Below are 17,804 nucleotides of genomic sequence, written 5' to 3'. Positions count from 1 at the left end.
CCGCCACAGTAAGCCGGGCGTTGGTACTTACGAGCGATACGGAAAAAGGACTGTGGCCGGCGCTACTTCTCGGCTAGCAGCCCGGCCATGTCCAGGCGGTGGGTATACATCTGCACGCCGCCATCGGGGGCCATGGGCCACTGCTCGTGCGGCCGGTCCCAGTACAGCTCTACGCCGTTGCCATCGGGGTCGTCGAGGTACACCGCTTCCGACACGCCGTGGTCGGCCGCGCCGGTAATGGGGTAGTTGGCCGCCGCCAGGCGGCGCACCGCTTCTGCCAGGTCGGCCCGCGTGGGGTACAGTATGGCCGTGTGGTAGAGCCCGGCGCCTTCCTTGCGCGCCGGCGGCCCGCCCTTGCTGTGCCAGGTATTTAGCCCAATGTGGTGGTGGTAGCCGCCGGCCGAGATAAAGGCCACCTGGTCGCCGAAGCGCTGCATGACCTGAAACCCCAGGATGCCCTGGTAAAACGCCAGGGCTTTTTCCAGGTCGGTTACTTGCAGGTGGATGTGGCCGATGCGCGTCTGGGCGGGTACCACGTAGGGGGTACCCGTGGCGGGAGGGGCGCTGGTTGCGGTGTCGTTCATGAGGGTGAGTGGTTAGTTGAAGAATCGTGTACCAACATCATTCCAAAAACGAAGGCCCCGCCAAAACGGCAGGGCCTCCCAAAAAACAGGTGCACCAGAACCCGCAGCTTTACTTAAACGGGACGGCGGTGCCGCTCTCTTTCACCATGCTGTTGCCGCTAAGGTCGCGCACGATGGTGGCTTTCAGCGTCACTTTGGCGTCGCCGCTCACGTCGTTGGAGGTAATGGTAACGGCGTCGTTGACTTGGCCGAGCTGGCGCTGGCTGTACAGCAGCTCCACCACGGCGCTCTGGCCGGGGGCAATGGGGGCGGGAGTGGCTTTGTAGCCCACGCAGTAGCAGCTGGAGGTGAGCGCGCCCAGCACCAGCGGCGACTTACCGGTATTCTTCACCGTGAAGCGGGCAATGGGCTGCTGGCCGACCTCCATCTTGCCAAAGTCGTGGGTGCTTTTGTCGAGCACCAAGTGCGGCGACTGCGCCAGCTGGGCGGGCGTGAGGGTGGGCTTGATTTCGTCTTTGGTGAGCACCGAGCCTTTGATGCTGAGCACCTTGCTGGGCTCGACGGCATTGCTGGTCACGGTCACGGTTTTGTTGAACACGCCGGGCCGGCCCGCACTACTGTACATGGCCTTGATGATGCCCGTTTTGCCGGGCAGCACCGGAGTTTTGGTCCAGTCCGGGGTGGTGCAGCCGCAGCTGGCCTGCACGTTGGCAATAACCACCGGCTGATTGCCGGTGTTCTTGAACTTGAATTCGTAGGTTGCCATCGTGCCCTCGGCCACCTTGCCAAAGTCGTGGGTATCGGTTTCGAACTTCATCACGGCCTGGGCCCGGGCGGTGATGGCAAGTGCCAGTAGGCAGACGGTAAGTAGTTGTTTCATAATGATAAAAATTGAGCTGCCAACCGAGCACTAACGCAGCTTCGCGCTGCCGCCTTACGTTTAACAATCAAAACCAGGAATGGTGCGGCCTGGCTAGCAGCCAGTGCCCGGCCCGCCAAACCCTTAAACCCAAATATACGCCGAATCCCGCAGCACCACCCACCCAGCCGCAATTCCGTATTTTTGCCCCGCGGCTCCGGCCTGTTCGTCCTTCCTACTTTATCCCACCCCCTCCGTTCCCTACGCTATGCCCACTGCCGAAACCGCGTTGCCTGCGCTATCCGCACCTCTTTCTAAGGTCGATTTCCTGACCGATTACCGCCTGGCTTGGGAAAGTCGCCACGCTTCGTTAGCCGGCCGCAAGGAGGTTTTTATGGGCAAGGCCAAATTTGGTATTTTCGGCGATGGCAAGGAGGTGCCCCAGCTGGCCATGGCGCGCGCCTTCCAGAACGGCGACTTCCGCGCCGGCTACTACCGCGACCAGACCTTCATGGTGGCCATTGGCCAGCTCACCTGGGAGCAGTACTTTTCCCAGCTCTACGCCAACCCGGATGTAGAAGCCGAGCCCGCCACGGCCGGCCGCGCCATGAACGGCCACTTCGCCACCCGCATGCTGGACGAAGACGGCAACCTGACCGACCTCACCAAGACCAAGAATTCCTCGGCCGATGTGTCGCCCACGGCGTCGCAGATGCCGCGCCTGCTGGGCATGGCGTACGCCTCCAAGCTGTTCCGCCAAAACTCCGCGCTGCACGAATTCACCAATCTTTCTAATAACGGCAACGAGGTGGCCTTTGGCACCATCGGCAACGCCAGCACCTCGGAGGGCATGTTTTTCGAGGCGCTGAACGCGGCCGGCGTGCTGCAGGTGCCCATGCTCGTGAGCGTGTGGGACGACCATTACGGCATCTCGGTGCCGGCCGAGTACCAGACCACCAAGCAGAGCATTTCGGAAATAATGGCCGGCCTGCAGCGCGACGGCGAAGGCCAGCCGGGCTTTGAGATTTATGTGGTGCGCGGCTGGGACTACGCCGGCCTGGTGGATACCTACCAGCGCGCCGCTGCGGTGTGCCGCGAGCAGCACGTGCCCGTGCTCATCCACGTCACGGAGCTCACGCAGCCCCAGGGCCACAGCACCAGCGGCTCGCACGAGCGCTACAAGAGCAAGGAGCGCCTGCAATGGGAAGAAGCCCACGACTGCCTGCACAAGCTGCGCGAGTGGCTGCTGGCCGAAGGCCACGCCACCGAAGGCGAGCTCGACGAAATTGAAAAAGCCGCCGCTGCCACCATCAAAGTTGCGCGCACCGCTGCCTGGGCTGCCTTCTTCGACCCCATCAAAGCCGAGCGCGACGAAGCCGTGCTGCTGCTCGATAAGCTGGTGGCCGACACCGGCACCGAGAACACGCTGCACGAGATGGTGGAGCAGCTCAAGCTGAACCCCACGCCCATTCGGGCCGACATTGTGCGGACCATGCGCCGCATCCTGCGGCACGTGCGCCACGAAAAGCGCAGCTTCGGCCGCCGCAGCGTGCAGCGCCACCTCGAGCAGCTGCTGGCCGAAAACGCCGACCGTTACAATTCCAACCTGTTCAGCCAGAGTGAGTACGCCGTCGGCAATATCGAAGAAGTGCCCGCGGTCTTCGCGGCCAACGCCCCGGTGGTGGATGCCCGCGAAGTGCTACAGGCCTGCTTCGATGCCAACTTCCAGCGCGACCCCAGCATCTTCGCCATCGGCGAGGACGTGGGCAAGATTGGCGACGTGAACCAGGCGTTTGCGGGCCTGCAGGAGAAGTTTGGCGAACTGCGCGTGACCGATACCGGCATTCGGGAGTGCACCATTGTGGGGCAGGGGATAGGGGCGGCCTTGCGCGGCCTGCGGCCCATCACCGAAATCCAGTACCTGGACTACCTGCTCTACGCCATTCAGATTCTGAGCGACGACCTGGCCTGCCTGCAGTACCGCACCAAGGGCGGCCAGAAGGCCCCGCTTATTGTGCGCACCCGCGGGCACCGGCTCGAAGGCATCTGGCACTCGGGCTCGCCCATGGGCATGATTCTGGGCAGCATCCGGGGCATGCACGTGTGCGTGCCGCGCAACATGGTGCAGGCCGCCGGCTTCTACAATACGCTGCTGCGCAGCGACGAACCCGCCCTGGTGATTGAGTGCCTGAACGGCTACCGCCTCAAGGAGCGGATTCCGAGCAACGTGGGCGAATTTACCCTGCCGCTGGGCCGGCCCGAGGTGCTGCTAGCCGGCACCGACATCACGGTGGTTACCTACGGCTCCATGTGCCGCATTGTAATGGATGCTGCCAAGCAGCTGGCCGAGGTGGGCATTTCCGTCGAGGTTATCGACGTGCAAACCCTGCTGCCTTTCGATGTGGAGCACACCATTGTCGACAGCATCCAGCGTACGAATCGCGTGCTATTTGCCGACGAGGACGTGCCCGGCGGGGGCACGGCCTTTATGATGCAGCAAGTGGTGGACGAGCAAGGCGCCTACCGCTTCCTGGACGCGCAGCCGCGCTGCCTGGCCGCGCAGCCGCACCGCCCGGCCTACAGCTCCGACGGCGACTATTTCAGCAAGCCCAACGCCGAAGACGTATTCGATACGGTGTACGAGCTGATGAGCGAAGCCCAGCCCGAGCAGTTCCCCGAGATTTATTAAGCAGGAAATAAAAAAGTTGGGCCAGAATTACTGGCCCAACTTCACTTCCGATGTGGTGATTTTGTTGCTCTCGTGCAGGGCGCGGTCCATGATGCTGATTTCGAAACGAAATACTTGGCCGGGTTTAAACGCAGTGCCGTCGAGGGCGAGGGGGAGCTTGTAGCGCAGTACGCCCCGCAGCGGAGCGGGCTTGGCATCGGGGCCGTCAAGGCGCAGGTACCGGCCGTCGTACTCGCCCACAAACCCAAACGGGGGGGCGTTGACGAACTGCACAAACTTGCCCGAGGCGTCCTTCAAAAAAGGCTGAATGAAATAGTTAAAGCTGTAGCCGCGGTTGTTGTGGCCGCCAGACTTCGCATTAAATGGAGCGTTTTTGATGTCATCGTCGGACAGGCCCAGGTCGCCGTCGCCGTCTTTGAAATTGAGCGCAAACTTGAGCGTGTCAAAGGCTAGCTGCCCGTTGCCCGGGCGGTACTTGCCCACCTGGAGGTCTTTAAATTCAATTTCCGGCACAATGGGGTAGTTGGGGGCGTTGATGCAGCTGTTGAGGCCGGCACCGGTCAAGCCCACCAGGAGAGCCCCGCTCAGGGTACGAAACAGGTTCATAAGTACAGGAAGTGAAAAGACAGCAGCACAACGGCCGAAACGGCGCCAAAGTACATTGTTTCCAACGAATAGCTGGATTTGTTGGTTCGAATCTGGTTGCTAACCGTGCGGCCCGCCCATGAGTTTCCGCACCGACTTCCTGCAGCGCCTGCCGCTGCTCACGGCCGCTACTTTCGAGGCCGCGGCGCTGGACCTGTTTCGGTACCAGGCCACCCACTGCCCGCCCTACGCCGAATATTTAGCTCAACTGGGTCGTGCCCGGCCGGGGCATAATCCAGCAGCGGCCGTTTCCCGGATGGCGGATATCCCATTTCTGCCCATCGAGTTTTTCAAGACCCATGAGGTTCGCACCGACCCGGCCGCCTGGGAAACCCAGGAAGTGTTTCTAAGCAGCGGCACCACCCTGCAGCAGCGCAGCCGCCACCTCGTGCGCGACCCCGCCCTATACCGGGACAACGCCGCCCGCATCTTCGAGCAGCGCTACGGGCCACTCACGGGCTGGACGTTTCTGGCCCTGCTGCCCTCGTACCTGGAGCAAGGCAACTCGTCGCTGGTGGCGATGGTGGACGATTTTTCCCGGCGCTCGGGCCAGACCCAGGCGGCTTTTTTTCTACACGACCACACCGCGCTGCGCGCCGCTCTGGCCGAGGCCAAGCAGGTGCCCGGCCGCCGCGTGATGCTCATCGGCGTGAGTTATGCGCTACTTGACTTTGTGGCCGAAACCGGTGCTGCGCCGGAGCTGCAGGGCCTCACCGTGCTCGAAACCGGCGGCATGAAGGGCCGCCGCCGTGAAATGATTCGGGAAGAGCTGCACCAGGAGCTGCAGACTGCCTTTGGCCCGGCCGGCATTCATTCCGAGTACGGCATGACCGAACTGCTCAGCCAGGCTTACTCCCTGGGCAAAGGCCGCTTCCATTGCCCCGAAGTGATGCGCGTGCTGTTGCGCGACCCCTCCGACCCGTTCTCCGTAGCCGAGTTTCGCCCCGATGGCGCCATCAACGTCATCGACCTGGCCAACGTGGATTCCTGCGCCTTCATCGAAACCAAAGACCTGGCGCGCATGCACCCCGATGGTTCCTTTGAAGTCCTGGGCCGCATGGATAACTCCGACGTGCGCGGGTGCAATCAGATGGTGTGAACCTCACCCCCGGCCCCTCTCCAAAAGAGAGGGGAGCCTAACGGTAAGGCAATGAAAAGGCCCGGCTCAATTGAGCCGGGCCTTTTCATTTAGATTGAGATTGAGCTGAAACTTGGTGCCGTGGCTCCCCTCTCTTTTGGAGAGGGGCCGGGGGTGAGGTTCCGTAAGGGGCGAAGGCTATTTCCCCGCAAACGCCTTCGCGTCGGCTTCCGAAATCGTGTCGTCGCTCATAATCACCAGGCGCTCGACCACGTTGCGCAGCTCGCGGATGTTGCCGCGCCAGTCTAGGCCCTGCAGGTATTTGAGGGCGGCTTCGTCTATCTTCTTGGGCTTATTGCCGTAGTCGGCGGCGATGTCGTTGAGGAATTTCTGCACCAGCTCCGGGATGTCTTCGCGGCGCTCGTTGAGCGAGGGCACCTGGATGAGGATGACGGAGAGGCGGTGGTACAAGTCTTCGCGGAAGTTCTTGTCGGCGATTTCCTGCATCAGGTCCTTGTTGGTGGCGGCCAGCACGCGCACGTTCACCGGAATCTCTTTCTCGCCGCCCACGCGGGTGATTTTGTTTTCCTGCAGAGCGCGCAGCACCTTGGCCTGGGCCGAGAGGCTCATGTCGCCGATTTCATCCAGGAAGAGCGTGCCGCCGTCGGCCTGCTCAAACTTGCCGATGCGCTGCTTTACGGCCGAGGTGAAGGAGCCTTTTTCGTGGCCGAACAGCTCGCTTTCAATCAGCTCCGATGGGATGGCGGCACAGTTTACTTCCACCATGGGGCCGTTGGCCCGCTGGCTCATCTCGTGGAGCTGGCGCGCCACCATTTCTTTGCCTGCGCCGTTGGGGCCGGTGATGAGCACGCGGGCATCGGTGGGGGCCACCTTGGCAATGGCCTTGCGCACAGCCGCCAGTGCGGCCGAGGAGCCCACCATCTCCGAGCCTTTGGTGACGGAGAGCTTCTTTTTTAGGGTCTTGGTTTCGCTCACCAGCTTGGTGCGGTCGAGGGCGTTGCGCACCGTCACGAGCAGGCGGTTCAGGTCCGGCGGCTTGGACAGGAAGTCGTAGGCGCCTTTTTTGGTGGCTTCCACGGCGGTGTCGATGCTGCCGTGGGCCGATACCATGATGAAGGCGGCATCGGCGCCCATGGCCTGGGCTCGGGTCAGGACTTCGAGGCCGTCCATCTTGGGCATTTTGATGTCGCAGAGCACCACGTCGTACTTCTGCTGGATGAGCATGTCGAGGCCAGCGGGGCCGTCTTCGGCCTGGTCGACGGTGTAATTTTCGAACTCGAGGATTTCTTTGAGCGTGTGACGAATCGCGCGTTCGTCGTCGATGATGAGAATGCGGGGCATGGACATTGGGTAGGTAAGTCGGGGCCGAAAGTAACGAAAAGCAGCCCGACAAAGGCGGACCGTAGAATCGGGCGCCGTCGACATCTGCCATTATCTTCGCCTCATCGTCGGGCTGGCTACGGCTGACCTGGAAACCCCCAATGGCTTAATCGAGTTGGAGCATTTCCAGGAAGCACAGCAGGTGCCAGCTGCGGGCAAAGCCTTTATGCAGCTCAATTTCTGTTCGGCCGGTTCCCTAATCAGCCCAATTGCCACTCGCTACAGCAAAAATAAAACTTACTGAATTAGCTCAACTCATGAAAAACGCTCTATCCCGCGGCCTGCTGCTATCCACGGCCATTGTCGGGAGCCTTTCCTTGTACTCCCTGACCACCAAGGTCGCCGTAGTGACGGCGGACCCCGACAATGCGGGACTGAAGCTGCCGGCCGGTTTTGGCGCCCTGGTGGTGGCCGAAACCGGTGCGCGGGCCCGCCACCTGGCCGTGACGCCCCAAGGCAACATCTACGTGAAGCTGAACCGGCCCAACAAAGAGGGCAAAGGCATTCTGGTACTGCACGAAGGCCCCACCGGCAAAGCCACCGTGACCGGCGGCTTTGGCAGCTACGGCGGCACGGGCGTGTATGCCAACGCCGGCTATCTGTACGCTACTTCCGACGAGGAAGTGTTCCGCTACAAGCTCAACAGCAAAGGCGAGGTGACCAACCCCACGCAGCCCGAAAAAATCGTGACAGGCTTGATAAACCGGCACCAGCACGAGAGCAAATCCATCACCCTGGACAAGGAGGGCAACATTTACGTCAACATCGGGGCGTATTCCAACTCCTGCCAGGTGAAGGACCGGCAGAAAGGCTCGCTGGGCATGCCCAATTGCCCCATTCTGGATTCGGCCGGCGGAATCTGGCAGTTCCGCGCCGATAAGCTCAACCAGACCTACGGTACTGGCACCCGCTACGCCACCGGCCTGCGCAACGTGGTTGGGCTGGATTGGAACGCGCAAACCAATCAGCTCTATGTGATGCAGCACGGCCGCGACCAGCTCCACGACATCTTTCCGGAGCTCTACGACACCAAGCAATCGGCGGAGCTGCCAGCTGAGTGCCTGTACGCGCTGAAAAAAGGCGACAACGCCGGCTGGCCCTACATGTACTACGACAACACCCAGCACAAGCGCATGATGGCGCCCGAGTACGGCGGCGACGGCAAGAAAGTATCGCCCGGCAACTACATCGAGCCCGCCGCGGCCTACCCGGCCCACACCGCGCCCAACGCCTTGCTGTTCTACACCGGCACCATGTTTCCGGAGAAATACCGCAACGGCGCCTTCATCGCCTTCCACGGGTCCTGGAACCGCGCCCCCGAGCCGCAGAAAGGCTACTACGTGGTGTTCCAGCCGTTCAAAGACGGCAAGCCCTCCGGCGATTGGGAAGTGTTTGCGGATAATTTCGCCGGCTCGCCCGAGAAAGTGGCCACTGGCCGCGCCGACCACAAGCCCTGCGGCTTAGCCCAAGGCGCCGATGGCTCGCTCTATGTCTCCGACGACAAAAAGGGCACGATTTACCGCATTGTGTACAATAAGAAATAAGCGCGTTTGTGAAGAAGACCCTCGTTGGGCTGGCGCTGCTGGCCCTGGCCGGCGGCCCCGCCCTGGCCCAGAAAAAACCAGCTCCCAAAGCCAAAATCCCCGCTAAAAAAACGGCTACGGCAGGTGTGCCGGCCGCGTCCCTGCTCCAGGGCAAATCCATCTACACCCAATACTGCCTCACCTGCCACCAGGCCGACGGTGGGGGAGTAGACGGCCTGAACCCGCCGCTCACGAAAACCGACTACGTGCTGGGCGACAAAACCCGCCTGGTCCGCGTGCTGCTCAACGGCCTGCAAGGCGTGGACATCAACGGCGAGCCGTATAATAACGTGATGCCGTCGCAGGATTACCTAAACGACCAGCAAATGGCGGATGTGCTCACCTTCGTTCGCAACAGCTTTGGCAACAAAGCCAGCGCCGTGAAAGCTGCTGAGGTGAAAGCTGTGCGTGTTGCGAATAAGAAGTAGGATACTTTGCCTTGTCACACTTCCTGTCATGCAGAGCGCAGCGAAGCATCTTATCCCGACTGAACAAATCGTTTAGCCGTGAGAAGATGCTTTGCTGCGCTCTGCATGACAGGCGAATTAAGACAGACAACAAAAAGGCCGCCGCAACTTCCGTTGCGGCGGCCTTTTTGATGATTGGTGACGGGTCTATAAGCCGGGTTTTGTCCGCGCCCGAGGGCGCGTCCCCACCATTTATCTAGGCCAGTCCTTGCGGAAAGGCTCCATCAACCTACCCGCTGGCGCCGGACGAGCCGCCCGGTGCCGATGCGGCCGAAGCCGCGCCGGCGTACCAGCTTATTTGGTCTTTCAACCCCTGAGGTTTACCCAGCCGGGACGGTTACCCGCCCACTGGTGCGCTCTTACCGCACCTTTTCACCCTTACCACGAGTGACTGAGTGGCTGAATGACTGAGTGATTTTATTCGCTCAGCTACTCTGTCGCGCAGTCACCGTCTGGCGGTAGTTTTCTGTGGCACTGGCTGTCCTGGTTTGCATTATACGCGCCAGTCCTTCCCGTTAGGAAGCAGGGTGCTCTGCGTTGCCCGGACTTTCCTCGTCGCCATTCTTGCGTTTGGCGCCGCGGTGGGGCGACCCATCACTGCAGGCAAAGGTAGCCACCTGGTTTTAGGTTTTGGCCCACGCTACATTTTCAAGATTACTTTGGTTCTTATTTTCTATCACCTTTACAGTTGTAGAGCTGATAATCCAATGATAAGAAACCCTGAGCAGGTACCAGTACTCATAGCTGAGTTGACAAAACTTCTCAATAAATTTCATTCCATCGAGAAAAACTTAGCACTTAAACAGCAAGGGCCTGATGGAATAATACAATCGATAACAGTCACACTTGAAAATCTTCTTACCGCCGTTACCAATAATCAGGAAGTGAGTCCAAGGACGAGGGATGGATTAGACAAGTCCTGCACAGTTGCTATAAGACTGTTCGAAGGGTCTAGTATTGAAGACGATTTGTTCAGAATTAAGGAACTGCTGAAAAATTACGTACCAGTTCATCCTACTTCTCCTCCCACACATTATCCGTCGGAAAGCTATCTGGCACCAAGGTGCTTCCCAAGGTTACGCGCTTCACTGGTTGCTTGGTGGCGACAGGTATGGTGACGGACATAGCGCCCGTTTCCCAGACGCCGATTGTGCGGTGGAACTTCTGGGTGGAGTTGTCGGCGAAGGTCACGGTTAGGTCTACGGGGACGGGCTTGCTGCCTTTGGCTTGCACAACGATGTCGTAGCCGGGTGTGGTTTTATTCACGCTGGCGATGGCCAGGTCGGGGTAGCCACTGTCGAAAAACCAGCGCTGCCAGAACCAGTTGAGGTTGCGGCCGGCGCCGGCGTTCATGCTATTGAAGAAGTCGTAGGGCATGGGGTGCTTGCCGTTCCAGTTGCGGATGTAGGTATGCAGCGCCTTCGTAAACAGCTCGTCGCCGAGCAAATCCTTCACGTAGAGGTAGCCCATGCCGGGCTTGGGGTAGGAGTTGAGGAAGAACGGAATGCCGCTCTGCTGCGTGCTGAGCGTGACAATGGGTTGGTCGTTTTCGGTGGCGGCGTAGGTAGCGTAGCGGGCCACGCCGTAGTCGTCGTCCAGCTTGGGGTCGATAATCGACGACAGCAACCACTCGCCGATGGTAGCCCAACCCTCGTCCATCCAGCCGTACTTGGTTTCGTTGATGCCCATGTAGAAGGGGAACATCGTGTGGAAGATTTCGTGGTCGGTTAGCTCAATGGCGTCTTCGCGGGTGGCGGTGGGGTTGTCGTTCACCATCATGGGGTACTCCATCTGGTCGAGGCCGTCGAACACCGTTTCGTGGGCGTAGGGGAAGGGCCACTTCGGAAAGTTGTAGCTCATGGCCTCCACTGTCTTGCGGCTGAAGTCGATAACTTCTTCGTAATCCTTGTGCTTGGGATTGTACACGGCATCGACGCGGGTGCGGCGCTTGGTGGCGGGGTCTACCACCAGGCTGGTAGCTTGCCACACGTAGTGGTCGCTGGTCGCAAACACGAAATCGGTGACGTTGCGGGCCTCGAAGCGCCAGGTGTTCTGGGCGTTGGGCGCGGTGATGTCGCGCCGCTTCGCATCGTCGACCGTGATGATGGCGGCTACGGCATCCTTGCTCTCGGCGTCCTGCAGGCGCTGGGCGTACTTCTGGGTCAGGACCTGGGCGGCATTCTGGAGGTCGCCGGTGGCCCACACCACGAAGTCTTTGGGTACGGTAACGGCGGCTTTGAAATTGCAGAAGTCGTTGTAAAACTCTTGGTCGCCGGTGTAGGCCAGCCGGTTCCATCCGTCGATATCGTCGTACACGGCCACGCGGGGAAAGAAGTAGGCCACGAAAGCGGCTCCCGGCTCAACTTCGCCGGTGCGCTGGTGCGAGCCTTTGTTGAGGGTATAGGAGTAGGTGGCTTTCACCGTGGCCACTTTACGGGCACCGATGGCGCGGCGCAGGGGCACGGCCAGGTTGGTGTTTTCAACGGCCAGCTTCTTCACATCGAACACCTCGCCGTTGATGGTGAGGGCCGAAATGGTGATGCCCTCGTTCACGTCTTCGAGCTTGAAAGCCCGCGTACGGGGCGCCCCTTTCTGGTAGATGTTGGGGTAGAGCTTGAACCAAAGCTGCCGCAGCGAATCGGGGCTGTTGTTCTGGTAGCTGATGGCCACCTTGCCCGCCACGCGCCGGGTCACGGGGTTGAACGTGACGTTGAGGTCGTAGTCGGCGGTGTTTTGCCAGTAAGCGGGGCCAGGCAGGCCGGTTTCGGCGCGGGTGCCTTTGGTGTAGGTGGCTTGCAGATTGCGCGGGACGGGCAGTGGCTGTTGGGCCAAGGCCGCGAAGGTGAAAAGGAAAGAAGCGAACAGTAAGGGTAAGCGCATGGAACAGAACAAGAATTGCGAGTAGTGGGGAGTATGGTAGGTAAGTACCATTGATAAAAGAACGTCATGCTGAGCGCAGTCGAAGCATCTCTACCGCGAGAGTAAATAATTACTTCCCCGGTAGAGATGCTCCGACTGCGCTCAGCATGACGTTTGCAAGCACTTTTGGTAATGGTAAGCGCAGACCTGTAAAAAGCTACTTCAGCCGCACCAGCGTGGCGCCGAAGCCGAATTTCTCCTTGCGGGCGTCCTCGAAGAACTTGATGTCCTTGTTCCGGCTCAACTGGCGGTGGATTTCCTTGCGCAGCACGCCGTTGCCCATGCCGTGGATGAACACGATTTCGTGCATGTTGGTGGCCAGCGCGCGGCTCAGCGCATCCTCAAACGCATCGAGCTGAATGCGCAGAATGGCCGTATTCGACAGATCTTCTTTGTGGTTGGGCCGCAGGGCTTCCAGGTGCAGGTCGAACTCGTGGGGCGGGGCTACTACCGGTCCGGTGGGGGCGGGCGTGGCGGCTGCTACCACGGCGGCGGGCTTGGCGGGCGCATCGCCGGTGAGCTGGGCTTTGAGGGCGGCAGCATCTACGCCGGCGGGTTTGGCCGGAGCAGGCGCCGGGGCAGCGGGTGCTTCCTGCGTTAGCTGCTCAGGCTCAATGGCTGCGGCGGGCTTTTCATCTAGCTGAAACAGGTAGGCCTCTTTGCCGATAACGGGCGCGGGCCGGTTGCTCGAGTAGAACGTGCTGGCTTTGAAGGCCTGGCGCTTGGTGAGCAGCTCGTAGGCGGCGTCGCCGTTGAGGCGGTGGGGCAGCAGCTGAAAAATAACGGCCGGCCAGGTCTCAAAATCCTTCATGTGCAGGAAGGAGAGCGGCTTGGTCGTGGACTTGGGGCCGAGTTTGTCGGCGGCCAGGGCGCGGTAGGGGCGGGTGCTGGTTTCCTCGCCGTAGGTGTAGAGCACCTCGGCTTCGGTGTTGTTGATGAGCGTGACGCCCAGCAGCTCGGGCGACTGGTGCACCAGCGCCAGAAACACGCCTTTGGCGGCCGGGGCCTGCTTGGCGCCCGGGGCGGGCGTGTTGATTTTGGCCACTCCCGCGCCGCTGGAGGCCACGGCGGCGAGTGCCTCGGCCAGCGAGGGCTGAGCGGGCCGGGCCGCTACGGGCTTGGCGGCGCTTTTGTCTTTTTTGCTGGCGTTGGCGTTTTTGCCCGGCACCTGGCCCACGCGGTAATCGGGGGTGGTGCGGTCAAAGTTGTTGCCTTCTTCCTGGGCCACTACCACCACTTCGCGGCGCAGCACGGGTATGGTAAAATCGTTGTCGATGGCCACTTCCACCAGCTCGCTGTCGAGCAGGCGGGTTACAATACCTTCTTCGGTGCCGGTGAGCAGGCGCACTCTATCTCCTACGTTCATATTATCACTGATTTACGCTGGCTGGGGCTGTTGCTATGAAGCAAGAAACAGCGGCCGGGGCCAGTCGGGTTCTTCAAAAGTACGGTTAGAAGGGGTGGAACGGGTTTGCAAACGGATTTCGGCGGACGCTTCCTTACAGGTAGAGCCCGTGAAATTGAAAACCGTTGCGTCCATTGTATTCTAGGGCGGGGGCGGGCAGGTGGAAAATGCTGAGGGTGTAGAACACCCGCTTAAGCAGCACGCTGCGGGTGGGTATACGGCGCAAATCCACATCGAGCGACAAATACAGCTGGCGGTAGGGGCGCAGGCCCGCGGCGGCGTTGGTACCGTCGTCGTTATATACCATGTCTTCGCCGCCGTAGCCCACGGCCGGCTGCAGCCAGCGCGGCCAGCGGTTGCCGGGCTTCAGGAAGGCCCCCACGTCGGTGCAGAGCCAGTAGGTTTGGCCGTTGTAGTCCTTCAGCCAGCGCTCGGGCACGGTGCGGCCCAGCACGTTGGGCCGCTGCTGGGCGTAGCCGGTGAGGTGAAACGACCACTTCGGCATGATGCGGATGTCGTGCCAGGCCAGCTGTTGGGCCAGCAGGGCCGAGGAGCCCAGGAAATTGGCCGCCAGGTCGGTAGCTGAGGCACCGTAGGCCGGGTCGCGGCCGTCGAGCAGCTCGAGCGGGCTCTGGATGGCGAAGCCCACGAAGGAGCCGTACCAGATGGCTTTTTTTTCGCTCAGGCCAGCCCAACGCAGCATGTCGATGGCGCCGCGGCTTTCATGAAACGAACCCCAGAAGTGGCCGGCCTTGTCGAGCTGCTGCCACTCGGGCAGGTCGTTGAACCAATGCATCGGCACCCGCTCGCCGGTGTACCAGGAGGTGGTGAGACCGGTGTAAATGACGCTGTAGCCCACCGCCGAGCCGCCCAGCAGCAGGCGCAGGCGGCGCTTGCGCTGCGCCGCGGCATCTGCGGCAGCCTGCGACGGCCCAAGCAACGGCGCTGCGGCGGCTGCGCTGTCGGGGTGGGGGATAATCTGGGCATTTGCCTTCTCGGGCGCAGCTAACAAAAGCACAGCCACTAATCCAGCTAAATACCACAACCGCAATGGAACCAGAAAGCGAAGAAAAGGCGTCATGCGGGCAACAATAGAGGGCAAAGGTACGGCGGGCCCGACCGGCCGGGTACGCCGCCGCCGTATCTTGCCAGTCGTTTCACCGTAGAGCTTGCCAGCGCCCCAGCGCAAGCGGCTTTTCCTCCAGTTTTCCTATCCCACCAACCATTATCTAATGCAAACATTTCGACGCTTAACAACCCTGCTATTGGTACTGCTGGCCTGGACAGCCCAGGCCCAAGTGGTAACGACCCAGCCGGTTTTCTTTACTGAAACCACCCCGGTTACCATCAATTTCGACGCCAGCCAGGGCAACGCCGCCCTTAAGGATTTCACCGGCGACGTCTACATCTGGACCGGCACGGTGACCAACCTCAGCCCCAACAACACCTCGTGGCGCAACGTGAAAAGCCCCAGCTTCTCGGTGGCTGACCCGGCCGCACTGATGACCCGCGACGCCGCCAACCCCAACCTCTACCACATCACCTTCACGCCCCGCGCCTTTTACCCGGTGCCCGCCAGCGAAACCATCCTGCGGTTGGGCATGATTTTCAAAAACGCAAGCGGCTCCATCGTGGGCCGGGCGGCCAACGGCGGCGACATTTTTGTGGACGTGACCGCGGCCGGGCTCTCGGCCCGCATCACCAGCCCCGCCACCTCGGCCGGCGGCAATCCGCTGTTTGTCAACCTCAACGACCAGCTCACCATCACCGGATCGGCTTCGGCGGCCGCTACCCTGACCTTTAGCCTCAACGGCACCCAGGTAGCCCAACAGGCCAATGCCACCACGCTTACCACCACGGTTACGGCCGCACAAGCGGGCCGCAGCGTGGTGAAGTTTAAGGCTGACAACGGCAGCGCGCAGTCCACCGATTCGCTGGTGTTTGTGGTGCGGCCCCCGGTGGTCACGGCCGCGTTGCCGGCCGGAGCCAAGGACGGCATTACGTACCTGGCCGGCGGCACGTCGGTGATTCTCAACCTGACGGCTCCCAACAAGCAGTTTGCCTACGCCATTGGCGAGTTCAACAACTGGCAGCCCGACAACAGCAGCTACATGAAGCGCACGCCCGACGGCAACCGCTGGTGGGTGCAGATTGACGGCCTCACGCCCGGCCGCGAATACGCCTACCAGTACCTCGTGGATGGCACCCTGCGCGTGGCCGACCCGTATTCGGAGAAGATTCTGGACCCCAACGATGACCAGTACATTCCGGCCGCTACCTACCCCAACCTGAAGCCTTACCCGGTGGGCAAGACCACGGGCATCGTGTCGGTGCTGCAGTCCAACCAGGCGCCCTACGTGTGGAGCACCACCAACTTCCAGCGCCCCAGCCGCGCCGACCTCGTGATTTACGAGCTGCACCTGCGCGACTTCCTGGCCCGCCACGACTACCAGACCCTGCGCGATACGCTCAACTATATCAAGCGCCTGGGCATCAACGCCATTGAGCTGATGCCCATCAACGAGTTCGACGGCAACGACAACTGGGGCTACAGCCCCGATTTCTACTTCGCGCCCGACAAATACTACGGCACCAAGGAAGCCCTGAAGCAGTTCATCGACGAAGCCCACCGCCGTGGCATCGCCGTGATTCTCGACATGGTGCTCAACCACTCCACCGGCCAGAGCCCCATGGTGCAGCTGTACGAGAGCGGCGGCAAGCCGTCGGCCGATAACCCCTGGTTCAACCGCGACGCCACGCACCCCTACAACGTGTACAACGACATGAACCACGAGAGCCCGTTCACGCGGTATTTCTCGAAGCAGGTGATGTCGTTCTGGCTGCAGGAATACAAGATAGACGGCTACCGGTTCGACCTGGCCGGTGGCTTTTCGCAGAAAATCACCACTACCAGCACCTACCCTAACTACGACCAGTCGCGCATCGACATCTGGAAGGATTACTACCAGCACATGGTCAGCGTCGACCCCACGCTGTACCCGATTCTGGAGCATTTCCCCGACAATAGCGAAGGCAAGGCTCTGTCCGACGTCGGCTTCATGCTGTGGGGCAACGCCAACTACAACTACAACGAGGCCACCATGGGCTACCTGCCCGGCTCCAACTTCAGCTACGGCTACTACGGCAGCACCGCCCAGGGCGGCCGCGGCTGGAACCAGCCCAACCTGATTACCTACATGGAAAGCCACGACGAGGAGCGCCTGATGTACAAAAACCTCACCTTCGGCAACTCCTCGGGCACCTACACCACCCGCGACCTTAAGACCGCGCTGGCCCGCCAGGAGCTCGCCGCCGCGTTCTTCTTCACCGTGCCGGGCCCCAAAATGGTTTGGCAGTTTGGCGAGTTGGGCTACGACAAGTCCATCTTCATGTGCTCGAACGGCACGCTGCCCACGCCCTACCCGAACGACCAGTGCAAGCTCAGCGCCAAGCCCGCCGTATGGCCCTACTACCAGGACCCCAACCGCCGCAAGCTCTACGACGTGTACCGCAGCCTGATTGCGCTTAAGAAAAAGGAACCGGTGTTTGAAACGCCCACGTCCTACACCCAAAGCCTGGCCGGCGCTGCCAAGTCCATCCACCTCGCCGATGCCACGGTGAGCGTCACCATCATCGGCAACTTCGACGTGACGGCGACCACCATTGACCCCGCCTTCCAGACCACCGGCAAGTGGTACAACTACCTGAGCGGCGACAGCATCACGGTATCCAACGTGAATGCGCCCATTAGCCTGCAGCCCGGCGACTACGCCGTATACACCTCGCGCCGCATCCAGCGCAGCACCTTGCTGGCCACCCGCCCCGGCCAGGAAACGGCCAATGCCTTCCACCTGACCGCCGCCCCAAACCCCGCCAGCGGCACCACCACCGTGCAGTACGAGCTGCTCACCGGCGCGCCCGTGCAGCTCACGGTGCGCAACGTGCTGGGCCAAAGTGTACTAACCCTGCCCGTCGTTCGCGAAGCAGCCGGCGCTCACACCCGTGAGCTGCCGCTCGGCAAGCTTGCCCCGGGTGTCTACATCGTGCAGCTGCGGGCCGACAGCCGCCAGCAAATGCTGCGCCTGGTAGTCAACTAGCTCAACCCGCTGCCTCGGACAGCAAAAAGGCCCGCCGTACTACACGGCGGGCCTTTTCTATGAAGTAAGCAACCAAG

The 17,804-nt window shown here is 61.1% G+C and carries 12 protein-coding genes and 1 other RNA gene; 5 read left to right on the top strand and 8 right to left on the bottom strand.

The annotated features are described in order from the left end of the window. Window positions 1-62: 62 nt before the first annotated feature. Window positions 63-584: a VOC family protein gene (locus AUC43_RS15965; RefSeq protein ID WP_068195875.1), complete on the bottom strand. Its 522-nt coding sequence runs from the start codon at window positions 582-584 to the stop codon at window positions 63-65. Window positions 585-693: 109 nt separating this feature from the next. Further along, window positions 694-1,464, bottom strand: coding sequence for a DUF1573 domain-containing protein (locus tag AUC43_RS15960; RefSeq protein WP_068195870.1), 771 nt, complete (start codon window positions 1,462-1,464; stop codon window positions 694-696). 247 nt (window positions 1,465-1,711) lie between these two features. On the opposite strand from AUC43_RS15960, the gene AUC43_RS15955 reads away from it, so the two are divergent. Next, a complete protein-coding gene (locus AUC43_RS15955) occupies window positions 1,712-4,132 on the top strand; it encodes an alpha-ketoacid dehydrogenase subunit alpha/beta (protein ID WP_068195867.1) in 2,421 nt (806 codons plus the stop codon). Between the two features lie 27 nt (window positions 4,133-4,159). Here AUC43_RS15955 and AUC43_RS15950 read toward each other — a convergent pair whose 3' ends face one another. Next, window positions 4,160-4,738 carry a hypothetical protein gene (locus AUC43_RS15950; RefSeq protein ID WP_068195865.1) on the bottom strand — a complete coding sequence of 193 codons (579 nt, stop codon included), beginning with the start codon at window positions 4,736-4,738 and terminating at the stop codon, window positions 4,160-4,162. A gap of 118 nt (window positions 4,739-4,856) precedes the next feature. Between AUC43_RS15950 and AUC43_RS15945 the strand changes: the two genes are divergently transcribed. Beyond that, entirely contained in the window at window positions 4,857-5,876 is a 1,020-nt protein-coding gene (locus AUC43_RS15945; RefSeq protein ID WP_068195861.1) for an acyl transferase, read from the top strand. Window positions 5,877-6,053: 177 nt separating this feature from the next. Here AUC43_RS15945 and AUC43_RS15940 read toward each other — a convergent pair whose 3' ends face one another. Continuing rightward, window positions 6,054-7,217 (bottom strand): sigma-54-dependent transcriptional regulator, encoded by a 1,164-nt coding sequence (locus tag AUC43_RS15940; RefSeq protein ID WP_068198758.1) that lies wholly within the window; start codon window positions 7,215-7,217, stop codon window positions 6,054-6,056. A gap of 296 nt (window positions 7,218-7,513) precedes the next feature. Between AUC43_RS15940 and AUC43_RS15935 the strand changes: the two genes are divergently transcribed. Both AUC43_RS15935 and AUC43_RS15930 read left to right on the top strand, forming a co-directional pair. Further along, window positions 7,514-8,800 carry a PQQ-dependent sugar dehydrogenase gene (locus tag AUC43_RS15935; protein ID WP_068195857.1) on the top strand — a complete coding sequence of 429 codons (1,287 nt, stop codon included), beginning with the start codon at window positions 7,514-7,516 and terminating at the stop codon, window positions 8,798-8,800. An 8-nt stretch (window positions 8,801-8,808) separates the two neighbouring features. Beyond that, window positions 8,809-9,267, top strand: coding sequence for a c-type cytochrome (locus AUC43_RS15930; RefSeq protein ID WP_068195854.1), 459 nt, complete (start codon window positions 8,809-8,811; stop codon window positions 9,265-9,267). A gap of 173 nt (window positions 9,268-9,440) precedes the next feature. Here AUC43_RS15930 and rnpB read toward each other — a convergent pair. The 4 genes from rnpB to AUC43_RS15910 all read right to left on the bottom strand — a co-directional run bounded on the left by rnpB (window position 9,441) and on the right by AUC43_RS15910 (window position 14,648). Then, window positions 9,441-9,904: RNase P RNA component class A (gene rnpB, locus AUC43_RS15925), an RNA gene on the bottom strand. 416 nt (window positions 9,905-10,320) lie between these two features. Next, window positions 10,321-12,186, bottom strand: coding sequence for a M1 family metallopeptidase (locus AUC43_RS15920; protein WP_068195850.1), 1,866 nt, complete (start codon window positions 12,184-12,186; stop codon window positions 10,321-10,323). A gap of 196 nt (window positions 12,187-12,382) precedes the next feature. Beyond that, window positions 12,383-13,591 carry a Smr/MutS family protein gene (locus AUC43_RS15915; RefSeq protein ID WP_082685133.1) on the bottom strand — a complete coding sequence of 403 codons (1,209 nt, stop codon included), beginning with the start codon at window positions 13,589-13,591 and terminating at the stop codon, window positions 12,383-12,385. A gap of 133 nt (window positions 13,592-13,724) precedes the next feature. After that, complete coding sequence (locus AUC43_RS15910) at window positions 13,725-14,648, bottom strand: DUF2279 domain-containing protein (RefSeq protein ID WP_233254030.1); 924 nt, start codon at window positions 14,646-14,648, stop codon at window positions 13,725-13,727. Between the two features lie 214 nt (window positions 14,649-14,862). Between AUC43_RS15910 and AUC43_RS15905 the strand changes: the two genes are divergently transcribed. Then, window positions 14,863-17,727 (top strand): DUF4961 domain-containing protein, encoded by a 2,865-nt coding sequence (locus AUC43_RS15905; RefSeq protein WP_071885945.1) that lies wholly within the window; start codon window positions 14,863-14,865, stop codon window positions 17,725-17,727. Window positions 17,728-17,804 lie beyond the last annotated feature (77 nt).

This window comes from Hymenobacter sedentarius, from assembly GCF_001507645.1.
GTDB classification, from domain to species: domain Bacteria; phylum Bacteroidota; class Bacteroidia; order Cytophagales; family Hymenobacteraceae; genus Hymenobacter; species Hymenobacter sedentarius.
This window is presented reverse-complemented; position numbering and strand designations above follow the sequence as displayed.

Excerpts from the sequence above, each read along its gene's own strand:
- AUC43_RS15920 (WP_068195850.1), bottom strand. The coding sequence starts at position 12,186 with ATGCGCTTACCCTTACTGTTCGCTTCTTTCCTTTTCACCTTCGCGGCC.
- AUC43_RS15940 (WP_068198758.1), bottom strand. The coding sequence starts at position 7,217 with ATGCCCCGCATTCTCATCATCGACGACGAACGCGCGATTCGTCACACG.
- AUC43_RS15950 (WP_068195865.1), bottom strand. The coding sequence starts at position 4,738 with ATGAACCTGTTTCGTACCCTGAGCGGGGCTCTCCTGGTGGGCTTGACC.
- AUC43_RS15965 (WP_068195875.1), bottom strand. The coding sequence starts at position 584 with ATGAACGACACCGCAACCAGCGCCCCTCCCGCCACGGGTACCCCCTAC.
- AUC43_RS15945 (WP_068195861.1), top strand. The coding sequence starts at position 4,857 with ATGAGTTTCCGCACCGACTTCCTGCAGCGCCTGCCGCTGCTCACGGCC.
- AUC43_RS15915 (WP_082685133.1), bottom strand. The coding sequence starts at position 13,591 with ATGAACGTAGGAGATAGAGTGCGCCTGCTCACCGGCACCGAAGAAGGT.
- AUC43_RS15955 (WP_068195867.1), top strand. The coding sequence starts at position 1,712 with ATGCCCACTGCCGAAACCGCGTTGCCTGCGCTATCCGCACCTCTTTCT.
- AUC43_RS15905 (WP_071885945.1), top strand. The coding sequence starts at position 14,863 with ATGCAAACATTTCGACGCTTAACAACCCTGCTATTGGTACTGCTGGCC.
- AUC43_RS15935 (WP_068195857.1), top strand. The coding sequence starts at position 7,514 with ATGAAAAACGCTCTATCCCGCGGCCTGCTGCTATCCACGGCCATTGTC.
- AUC43_RS15960 (WP_068195870.1), bottom strand. The coding sequence starts at position 1,464 with ATGAAACAACTACTTACCGTCTGCCTACTGGCACTTGCCATCACCGCC.